The 10,887-nt window shown below is 60.5% G+C and carries 6 protein-coding genes; 4 read left to right on the top strand and 2 right to left on the bottom strand.

Going from position 1 to position 10,887, the window contains the following annotated elements; all coding sequences use genetic code 11:
* A partial coding sequence (locus AC1EKE_RS05370) for a DUF3575 domain-containing protein (protein ID WP_480308572.1) occupies positions 1 to 506 on the bottom strand: 506 nt, incomplete at its 3' end.
* A 1,211-nt stretch (positions 507 to 1,717) separates the two neighbouring features.
* On the opposite strand from AC1EKE_RS05370, the gene AC1EKE_RS05365 reads away from it, so the two are divergent.
* A complete protein-coding gene (locus AC1EKE_RS05365) occupies positions 1,718 to 1,918 on the top strand; it encodes a hypothetical protein (protein ID WP_296164967.1) in 201 nt (66 codons plus the stop codon).
* A gap of 97 nt (positions 1,919 to 2,015) precedes the next feature.
* Here the strand turns inward: AC1EKE_RS05365 and rpsA are convergent, their stop codons facing one another.
* A complete protein-coding gene (gene rpsA / locus AC1EKE_RS05360) occupies positions 2,016 to 3,812 on the bottom strand; it encodes a 30S ribosomal protein S1 (RefSeq protein WP_297128950.1) in 1,797 nt (598 codons plus the stop codon).
* A gap of 225 nt (positions 3,813 to 4,037) precedes the next feature.
* Here rpsA and polA point away from each other — a divergent pair, with 225 nt between their 5' ends.
* The 3 genes from polA (at position 4,038) to AC1EKE_RS05345 (ending at position 10,624) form a co-directional block, all read left to right on the top strand.
* Positions 4,038 to 6,830: a DNA polymerase I gene (gene polA / locus AC1EKE_RS05355; protein ID WP_480308571.1), complete on the top strand. Its 2,793-nt coding sequence runs from the start codon at positions 4,038 to 4,040 to the stop codon at positions 6,828 to 6,830.
* 504 nt (positions 6,831 to 7,334) lie between these two features.
* Positions 7,335 to 9,836, top strand: a complete 2,502-nt coding sequence (locus tag AC1EKE_RS05350; protein WP_480308570.1) for a hypothetical protein — start codon at positions 7,335 to 7,337, stop codon at positions 9,834 to 9,836.
* Positions 9,833 to 10,624 carry a biotin--[acetyl-CoA-carboxylase] ligase gene (locus AC1EKE_RS05345; protein WP_480308569.1) on the top strand — a complete coding sequence of 264 codons (792 nt, stop codon included), beginning with the start codon at positions 9,833 to 9,835 and terminating at the stop codon, positions 10,622 to 10,624. Before AC1EKE_RS05350 ends, AC1EKE_RS05345 begins: the two co-directional genes overlap by 4 nt.
* Positions 10,625 to 10,887: the final 263 nt, after the last annotated feature.

Here is a 10,887-nt window from a genome sequence, read left to right as displayed (position 1 = left end):
TTGAGGAGCGGGCTGCAGACCAGACAGTCGTACTTCTTGTAAGGAGTGCGTGCCCAGCCGCCACCGAGGGAGGCCTCAAGATTGAGGTGCTTGGAGAGGATCCACTGGTGACCGAGACTGAGACCGGCACCATAGAAGTAACCCTCGTAGCGGTGGTCCTTAAGATTCTTCAGCCGACCGATCGGGACGTTGATGCCGCCGACGTTGTACTGACCGTAGTGACCGTGGAGACCGATGAAGGTGCCATTGAAGACCTCGCAAAACCAATAGCGGAGCTCCGGCTGTACGAGCCAGTGACGCACCTCGAGGGGCTTCTCAAACTTCCAGAGGTTGCCCCCTCCGTAGAGGTCAAGAGTCACCTTGGGGCCCATGGCAAACTCGAGGGATGCATTGGGGGAGCCCATCACCGCCCAGTGGAGGGCGTTGGTCTTCAGGGCCACTTTCTGTGCCTGCGCGCCTAGTGCAGCTGTGAGCAGCAGCGCCAGCGTCAAGACGATTCTTCTCATTTGCTTCATAATAATATGCATGCCATTGCATGCGAGCCGAGTCTATACGGACTATGATTACTTGATATGAGATACCTTATCTGCTACTAAAGTGGCACTCTGCCTCACCTCTGTGAGAAGTACTCAACCTTGTATACAAATCGATCCCATATCAAGTGGAACTCTTACATGTGACAAAGGTAAAGCTTTATTTATAACTTGACACACATTTTCAAGCCTTACAAGAAAATCAAATATGACAAGAGACGGCTATCCCGCTTGTAGAGTGTGTTTCTACTAAATGTTAAAATTAATATTTCTGACAATTCGGAATAATATCCTTGTTGGTATTTAATACAAAATGCCGACCAAAAGAATAACACCAAGCCGGATAAAGGCGCATCAGAAGTGAGATCTGCGACAAAAAAGCGACAAAAAGCGAAAAACACGCAGCTATTGAGGAATAAAGGCGATCGGTGAGGTAGATAATAAAAATAATAAATAAGGGGAAAGAGGGACAGCACATCCCTATCGGACGAGTCGGATAAGTCGGACGGGTCGGACAGCGCAGAGGACACCTGCTCGCTTTTGGAAAATCCATCCACCTCAACCGATCCCGGAGGTGCGGGGTTGCACCCCTTGTGGGTGCCCGCTTCGTAGCCACAGGTCGAGGGGCGTAGCCCCGATGACCCGTGGATCAGCCGGAACATACATCCTCGACCCCTTGGGGCTCGCAGAGTCGCTATCGGTCAAATCTAATACCGATATTAGTGATCTCTAATATCGGTATTAGTAATCACTAATACCGGTAAAAGAAATGGCCCCCCTCTAGACCGGGGTATCGGACGGGTCGGACGAGTCGCGCTGTCTTATCGGACATATCGCGCTGTCTTATCGGACGAGTCGGACGAGTCGGACAAGTCGGACAGCGCAGATCGAGTGCCACCATACCTACCGAGCCGGAAAGGGCCAGGCAGCGCAGATCGGTGGTGCACCCCTCCGGGGTGCTCGCTCCATAGGCATCGGTCATCCGCGAAGCGGTGACCGATGTATAGCGCCCCACCCTAGCACCACGACCCCGCCAGGGTGTCGCCGAGCTGAGCCCCACTTCCCGGCGACCCCTGGCGGGGTGGTGGCACATTGCGTCTGCCTATACATCGGTCGTCGGCACTTCGTGCCTCGACCGATGCCTATGGAGCGGGCATCCTACGGATGCTGGAGGGCTGGAGAGCGTGAGCTGGGGGAAGCACCGAGGAGGGCTGGAGAGCGTGAGCTGGGGGGAGCACCGAGGAGGGCTGGAGAGCGAGAGCTGGAGGAGCACCGAGGAGGGCTGGAAAGCGAGAGCTGGAGGGGGGCTGGAGAGCGAGAGCTGGAGGGAGGACCGAGAAGGGCTGGGGCTGGGCGTCCGACTCGTCCGACCCGCCCGGGCGTAGGCAAAAAAAAGAGGGCCGCATCCCGGTGTGGGATACGGTCCTCGTACAGGTTTGGTATGCCCTTAGGTCAAGGGCTTGGGGCTGTGACCGGGAGGGATTACTCCTGCTCGCCGGTGGTCTCAGCGTCCTCCATCTTCTCGCGGAGCTCGGCGAGGGCGTCGAGGTCTCCGAGGGTAGACTTCTCTGCGGGGGCAGAGGTGGTGGCGCTCTTATTGACCTTCACGTCTGAGGGGGTAGCCTCGACGTTGAGTCCCTTGGCGGCATCCTCGTAGGTGCGGGTGTGGCTGACGATGATGCGCTTGGCGTTGCGATTGAACTCGAGCACCTTGAAGTTGAGCTCCTCGCCCGTCTGGGCCTCAGAGCCGTCCTCCTTGGTGAGCTGCTTCAGGGGTGCGAAGCCCTCGATCTCCTCGGGGAACTCGATCACCGCACCGCGTGCGCTGATCTCGCCTACCTTGCCCTTGTGGATAGAGCCGATGGAGTAGACGCCCTCGATGCTGCCCCAGGGATCGGGGGTGCACTGCTTGTGGCCGAGTGAGAGACGACGGCTCTCCTTATCCACATCCAGGACCACGACATCGATCTTGGAGCCGATGGAGGTGAAGTCGCTCGGGTGCTTGATCTTCTTGGTCCAGGAGAGGTCGCTGATGTGGATCAGACCATCGATCCCGTCCTCGAAGGTTACGAAGATACCGAAGTGGGTGAAATTGCGCACCTCAGCGGTGTGCTTGCTGCCGATGGGGTAGCGCTCCTCGATGCTCTCCCAGGGATCGGGGGTGAGCTGGCGGATGCCGAGGCTCATCTTGCGCTCCTCGCGGTCGATGGAGAGGATGACGCACTCGATCTCCTCGCCTACCTTAAGCAGGTCGGAGGGGTGGTGTACGTGCTTCGTCCAGCTCATCTCGCTGACGTGGACGAGACCCTCTACCCCGGGCTTTACCTCTACGAAGGCACCGTAGTCGGTGAGGACAACGACCTTGCCGGTCACCTTGTCACCCACCTGGAGGCTCTCCTCAAGAGCGTCCCAGGGGTGGGGGGTGAGCTGCTTCAGACCGAGGGCGATACGCTTGCGCTCCTCATCGTAGTCGAGGACGACGACATTGATCTTCTGACCGATCTCGACCACCTCCTCGGGGCTATTGACACGACCCCAGGAGAGGTCCGTGATGTGTATCAGACCATCGACACCACCGAGGTCGATGAAGGCACCGTAGGAGGTGATGTTCTTCACCGTACCCTCGAGTACCTGACCCTTCTCGAGGTGAGAGATGATCTCGGCACGCTGTGACTCGAGCTCCTCCTCGATGAGAGCCTTGTGCGATACGACGACATTGTGATAGTCGGGATTGACCTTGATGACGCGGAACTCCATCGTCTTGCCGACAAACTCCTCGAAGTCGCGGATCGGACGGACGTCGATCTGTGAGCCGGGGAGGAAGGCATTGACACCAAAGATATTGACCAGCATACCACCCTTGATGCTTTTGTCGATGTATCCGGTGATGGTCTCCTTGGACTCGAGGGCCTCCTCGATGCGCTTCCAAGCACGGTCGCGCATAGCGTCCTCGTGAGAGAGCAGAGGACGACCGTCCTTGGATTCCGTCTTGCGGACGTACACCTCTACCTCGTCACCGACCTTGAGATCCTTATTGTAGCGGAACTCGCTTGTGGGGATGACGGCGGGAGCGCGCAGACCCACGTCTACCTTGACCTCACGCTTGTCCATAGAGATCACCTTACCGGAGATGATCTCGTCCTCGGTGATATTGGGGATGGTCTCAGCGTACTTCTTCTTCTCCTCCTCCAGCTGCTCAGCAGAGATGTCGGACTCGCGGTTGTACTTGTCCCAGTCAAAGTCCGCGTTGGGCTTTGTCTCGTCGTACTTTGTAATCATGCATTAATAGCTCTAGGCTATCATGTTTCTAAAAGGGTTAAACAATACGTTACTATGCCCGTCCACCCCTTTCCCTCCGGGAAATCGGTGGACAAGCACAGCGCAAAGGTAACGTAAATAATTGAATCCTAAAACCCTGCCCCGTCGGTGGAGGGCTGTGGGCCGGTTCGGACGATTATTTTTTTCGTACCTTTCCTACCTAATCATCATCTACTCTATAGCCATATGACTCAGAAGACCTCCAAGCGACTCTACCTCATCGACGCCTTTGCCATGATCTATCGGGGCTACTTCCCCTTTGCCAATCGACCGATGCTCAATCGCCGGGGCGAGGACACCTCGGCGGTGCTGGGGTTTGTCAACACCTTTGACAAGATCCTCGAGGCGGCGGAGGGGGAGTACCTCGCGGTGGTCTTTGATCCGCCGGGAGGGACCTTCCGCAGCGAGGAGTATGAGGAGTATAAGGCACAGCGGGCGAAGCAGCCCGAGGCGATCACCTTTGCGCTCCCCTATATCCGCGAGATCATCACGGCGCGTGGCGTGCAGAGCTACGAGGTGGAGGGGTACGAGGCGGACGACGTGATCGGGACGCTGGCGACGCGCCTCTCGGAGTCGCACCCGGAGCTGGAGGTCCTGATGGTGACGCCGGATAAGGACTATGGACAGCTGGTGACGGAGCGGGTGCATATGCTTGCGCCGGGGTCGGCGGGCGGCTTTGACGACCTGGGACCGGGTGAGGTGGCGGCAAAGCACGACCTCACCGACGAGACGCAGGTGCGGGACTTCCTGGCGCTGATGGGGGATGCGTCGGATAACGTGCCGGGCGTGCCGGGGATAGGGAAGAAGCGTGCCGCTGATCTCCTGCGTGCCTATGGCTCCGTCGAGGGGATCTACGACCATATCGATGAGCTGAAGGGGAAGATGAAGGAGAATCTCCTCGAGCACCGGGGGCAGCTGGAGGAGTCCCGCCACCTCGTCACCATCGTCACCGACGTGCCGATAGAGGTCTCCCTCGAGGAGATGACGCGTGGCGCTCAGGATCTGCAGCGACTGGTGGACCTCTATGATGAGCTGGACTTCCGCTCCAAGAAGAAGGCGCTCCTCGACGAGGCTCCGGCGCCCACACCTCGGCGAACCCTCTTTGACCTCACCCCCGAGGAGGCGGCAGCAGAGCCCCCGGTGGAGGACTCGGTCGGCGACCTCTCCACCGTGGAGCACAGCTACACCCTGATCACGGGGAAGGAGGAGATGAAGGGGCTCCTCGAGGCTCTCTCGGGGGCTGAGGCCTTCGCCTTCGACACCGAGACGGACGGGCTGGATGGGATGCAGGACCACCTCGTGGGGATCTCGGTCGCCGTTCGCCCGCACGAGGCGTGGTACCTCCCTCTGCCGGAGGATATGGAGGAGGCGAAGGCGCTGCTGAGACCCTTGTCACCCTTTTTCGCCGACCCGGAGAAGGTGAAGGTGGCGCAGAATGGAAAGTTTGACCTCAAGTTCCTCTCCCGCTACGACCTCCACGCCGTCCCTCCGCTGTGGGACACGATGCTGGCGCACTACCTCCTCGACCCGGAGGCGCGCCACGGGCTGGACCACCTCTCGGAGACGCTCCTGCGCTACCGTCCGATCCCGATCGAGCAGCTGATCGGCAAGGGAAGCAAGCAGAGGAATATGCGTCAGGTGGAGCCGAGGGAGGTGCTGCCCTACGCTGCCGAGGATGCCGACCTGACGCTGCAGCTCTACCACCATCTCCGACCGCGGATCGAGGGCGAGGAGCACCTGAGGTCGCTCTTCTACGACATCGAGATGCCCCTCGCGGACGTGCTGCTGGAGATGGAGCAGGCGGGTGTGCGTGTCGATGTTGATCTGCTCCAGAGTGCGATCGTAGACCTGTCGACGGAGCTGGAGCGGATAGAGGAGGACTTCCAGAGGTACACCCTGGGGGATCCGGTGAATATCAACTCCCCGAAGGAGGTGGGCGACTTCCTCTTCGGGCGCTTAGGGCTGAGCGAGAAGCCCAAGAAAACCCGCACGGGGCAGTACTCCACCCGGGAGGAGGACCTGGAGATGGTAGCCGACCGCCACCCTGCCGTACGGCTGATCCTTGACTACCGAGGGCTCTCCAAGCTGGTCAATACCTACCTCGTCCCGCTGCCGATGATGGTCAATCCGGTGACCGGGCGCATCCACACCACCTATCATCAGGCGAAGACAGCGACCGGCAGGCTCTCCTCGAGCGACCCCAACCTACAGAATATCCCGGTGCGGGACGAGCAGGGGCGGGAGATACGCAAGGCCTTCACGGCAAACGATCCCGCCGCCGGGGACCTCTTCGTCAGCGCCGACTACTCTCAGGTGGAGCTGCGACTGATGGCGCACCTGAGCGGAGACACCTCCCTGATAGAGGCGTTTCGCCACGGGGCGGACATCCACGCCGCCACGGCAGCCAAGATCTTCGGCATCCCCCGGGAGGAGGTGACGGGAGAGATGCGGCGGAAGGCGAAGACTGCCAACTTCGGCATCATCTACGGTATCTCCGCCTTTGGTCTCTCGGCGAGGCTGGGCATCCCGCGAGGCGAGGCGAAGGAGCTGATCGACGGCTACTTCAGCTCCTTCCCCGGCGTGAAGCGCTACATCGATAAGACCATCGAGCAGGCGCATAAGGACGGCTACGTCGATACCCTCTTCGGACGCCGGCGGTACATACAGAATATCAACTCTCGTAATCGCAACCTCGTCGCCAACGCCGAGCGTATGGCGATCAACGCCCCTATCCAGGGCACCGCCGCCGACATCATCAAGGTGGCGATGGTCCGGGTGGCGCGACGCCTGCGGGAGGAGGGCTTCCGCTCGCAGATGATCCTGCAGGTGCACGACGAGCTCTGCTTCACCGTGCCGGGCGATGAGCGCGAGCGGCTCGTGGCGATGGTCAAGGAGGAGATGGAGCAGGTGCTCCCCTCGCTCTCTGTCCCGCTCGTCGCCGATGTCGGCGTGGGCGAGAATTGGCTCGAGGCCCACTGACCTCTCATGCGTACTCCCCTGTGTGGGGTAAGTCCGGGGGGCAGGAGCGGCGCATTTGAGCTTTACATAAGTCATTCAACTCATTGTGAAGGGTGGGGGACGAAGCACCCCTTGCGGGTGCCCGCTCCATAGCCACCGGTCAAGGGGCGTAGCCCCGAAGACCCGTGGATCAGGCATCACAAACGACACTGCGACCCCGCAAGGGTGTCGCACTGGTTGCCTGACTCCCTGATAAGTGCGACACCCTGGCGGGGTCGTATATCTATCCGGAGGTCCTCTTTCCCGGGGTCATCGGCACTTCGTGCCTCGACACCCGGGCTAAAACCCGACGATCCCTCCGGGGCTCCGCCCCTGCGGGATCGCTAGGCGATGCATCCCGGCAGGGATTATCACTTCTTTGCAGTACCGCTCAAATGCGTCACCCCTATCCCTTAGCTGAGGTCGACTATGTAGGTCTGAACTTCTGTCTATCTTTGTCGGAAGAAACAATAAGCCAAGAGGACTATGACGGAGACAATGACTGAGACAGGCGGGACGAGGAAGAAGTGGTACAGGCAGGAGTGGTTTTACGTCCTCCTGTCGCTGGTGCTCTTTGTGGGACTTTCTTATGCCTACTTCTATCCCGCTGCCTTTGAGGACCGGGTGCTCTACCAGGTGGACGGAGCCGCCTCGCAGGGTACGGGACGGGATGTGGTCGACTACCATAAGGAGACGGGGGAGTGGTCCCGCTGGACGGGGAGCCTCTTCGGGGGGATGCCCACCTATCAGATCCGTCCCGACTACGACTCTCAGGCACCCCTTGTCACGCTGCGGAGTCTCCTCCGGCTCGAGTGGCCGATCGACCTGATGCCGGGCGACACCTGCCTCCTCCTGATGATGCTCCTCGGGGGGTACCTCTTCATGCGGAGCTGGGGGCTGAGGCGGGGGCTCTCGGTCTTTGGGGCGATCCTCTGGACCTTCTCCTCCTACTTCCTCATCCTGATACAGGCGGGGCACATCTGGAAGCTCACCACCCTCGCCTTCATCCCACCGACGATCGCGGGGCTGGTCTACGCCTTTCACCGACGATACTACCGCCTGGGCTTCATCGTCATGGCGCTCTTCACGGGGCTGCAGATCCTCTGCAATCACTACCAGATGAGCTACTACTTCGCCTTCCTCATGGCGGGTATGATCATCGCGTGGGCGGTGGAGGCCGGTCGTCAGGGGGAGTGGAAGCACTTCGGCAAGGCGCTGCTGGCGGTGACGCTTGGGGGCGTCGTCGGGCTGGGGCTCAACGGCTCGGGTCTCTACCATACCTGGGAGCTACAGCAGGAGACGATGCGCGGAGGGAGCGCCATCGCAACGGAGGGCACGGGTGAAGCCTCCTCCAAGGGGCTCTCTCGGGACTACATCACCGCCTGGAGCTACGGCGTAGATGAGACGCTGACGCTGCTGATCCCGGATGCCAAGGGGGGCGCGAGTGGAGCTATCTGCTACGACGAGCCGGCGCTGAGTAAGGCGCGGGTGGAGAGTAGAGCCTTCGTGGCACAGCAAAACCGCTACTGGGGCGATCAGCCCTTCACGGCGGGACCGGTCTACGTGGGTGCCTTCGTCCTGTGGCTTGCGCTCTTCGGCATGGTGGCGGGCAAGGGCCCGATGAAGTGGGCGCTGCTGGCGGTCTCCCTCCTCTGCCTCCTGCTCTCGTGGGGGCACAACTTCCCCGGGCTGACAAATTTCTTCATCGACCACGTGCCGCTCTACAATAAGTTCCGCACCCCCTCGTCGATCTTAGTCGTCCCGGAGCTGACAATACCGCTCTTTGCCGTCTGGGGGCTGGCACTGATCCTGCGGCAGCCGGATAGGCTGAAGACTGACAGGGGAGCGACGATCACGGCGAGCGTGCTGACGGTCGGCGTTGCGCTACTGGCGTACCTCTTCCCCTCCATCGGCGGCTCCTTCACGTCGCAGATGGAGCAACAGGCACTCGCTCCCTACCTCGCACAGATGCCACAGCTGATCGATGCGGTCGAGGACCTCAAGAGCGTCCGGACGGCGATCTTCAGGGCCGATGCGCTGCGGTCGCTGATCTACCTCCTCGTGGGGATGGGCATCCTGCTCCTTCTATATAAGAAAAAGGTGAAGCCGATGCCGACGCTGGCACTGGTGACACTGCTCTGTCTCGTCGACCTATGGACGGTGGACAAGAGGTACCTCAATGACTCCATGTACCACCCGCGGACCGACATTACGGCGAGGGTGCAGGAGAAGACGCCGGTGGACGATCAGATCCTCAGCGATCCCTCCGAGGCGAGGGTGATGAACCTGTCGGTCGATACCTTTAATGACGCCACCACCTCCTACTACCACCGCTCCATAGGGGGTTATAATGCGGCCAAGCTGGGTCGGTACCAGGACCTGATCACCGGCTATCTCTCCAAGCTGGATCGGAATGTCCTCCGGGCGCTCAATACGAAGTACTACATCGTGCCCGACAGCGTCACCGGTCAGCGGCTCGTGGTCGACCCTGAAGCATACGGCGACGGATGGTTTGTCTCCGACATCCATACGGTCTCCGGTCCACGGGAGGAGTACGATGCGCTTGGGCAGCTGCCGCTCGACCGAGTGGCGGTGGTGGGCAAGTCGCGTGCCGAAGGGTTGCCCACAGGCACTCTCCGGGACAGCCTATCCACGGTGACGCTCACCGACTACGCTCCCGACCGGCTCGTCTACAAGACCTCCAATACACATGCCGGTCTGGCGGTGCTCTCGGAGATCTACTACCCGCACGGCTGGGAGGCGCGCATCGATGGCGAGGAGGCGGAGATCCTTCGGGTCGACTACCTGCTCCGTGGTCTCGTCATCCCGGCAGGGGAGCATGAGGTGGTCCTCACCTTTGACCCCAAGACGCTTCAGGTCACCGAGACGACCGCCTACGCCTCCTACGGCGTGCTGCTACTTGTGATCATCGTCAGCGGTCTCCTCTACCACCATCACCGGCGGAGGGGTGAGAAACGTGAGGCGTGAGGCAGATCCACCTGGCTCAGGTCGACTCCACCAATAGCTACCTCCGGCGTCGGCTCGCTGAGGAGCCGGACCTGGAGGAGTACACGGTCGTCACCGCCACCGACCAGACTGCAGGGCGCGGTCAGCCCGGTCATCGCTGGGAGGCGACGGCGGGGCAAAACCTCACGATGACCCTGCTCCTCCACCCGGGTGACCTGATGGAGGAGGGAGGGTCACTCTTTGACCTCAATATCCTCACCGCCCTCGCCGTGAGACAGGCGCTCCTGTGCGAGCTTCCCCCCGGGGCGGAAGTGAAGGTGAAGTGGCCCAACGACCTCCTCGTCGGCGGGCGAAAGATCTGCGGCATCCTGATCGAGAACACCTTCTCCTCCTCTCGCCTCGACGCGAGCGTCGTCGGCATCGGGGTCAATGTCCTACAGGAGCACTTCGGTGAGGGCTATCCGACGCCACCCACCTCGATAGCGGCAGAGCAGCGTCGGCTCGGCGTGACACCCCTCACCGGTGTCGGCTGGCACGACCGACTGGTCTACGAGATCCTTGAGGCGCTCGAGGGGTGGCGGAGTAGACCGGTAGACTGGCTTCGGCAGGCATACCACACTTGTCTCTTCGGACGGGGAGAGGCAGCCTGCTTTGCTCGACCCTCCGGCGAGACCTTCTATGGGATGATCGAGGGGGTGAGACCCGATGGTCGGCTCCTGATCCGAGAGTTGCCCTCGGGGTGTCGATCGCTCTATGCCTTCCGAGAGGTCTCGATGGTCCTCACCGCCTCCCTCGACCCGGGTCTGTGAGGGACGTCCCTTGCAGTGGTGCCACTGACCGCCATTTCCCGGCAGATGCTCTGCGATTATCAGGAGATCCCATATTATATAGGGATAAAAGCTGCAACGATCTTCCGCTGACGGCTCCCAGACTTGATCGACCCTCGTAGGGAGACGATCCGATGGCTCAGTATTGTAGTGAGTGTTTCGAGTGACCTTTTTTTACTTATCTTTGTAGAGTTGTTAAAGTGAAACTGCACTCGTGGGGTGCCATCGTAACATCGATGGGGCAG

It is taken from the genome of Porphyromonas sp. C0041D3, assembly GCF_056590575.1.
Note: the sequence above shows the minus strand (reverse complement) of the source record. Positions and strands in the feature narration are given on the sequence as shown.

Bases quoted from the DNA above. Each gene is read 5' to 3' on its own strand.
- rpsA (WP_297128950.1), bottom strand. From the start codon at position 3,812: ATGATTACAAAGTACGACGAGACAAAGCCCAACGCGGACTTTGACTGG.
- polA (WP_480308571.1), top strand. From the start codon at position 4,038: ATGACTCAGAAGACCTCCAAGCGACTCTACCTCATCGACGCCTTTGCC.
- AC1EKE_RS05350 (WP_480308570.1), top strand. From the start codon at position 7,335: ATGACGGAGACAATGACTGAGACAGGCGGGACGAGGAAGAAGTGGTAC.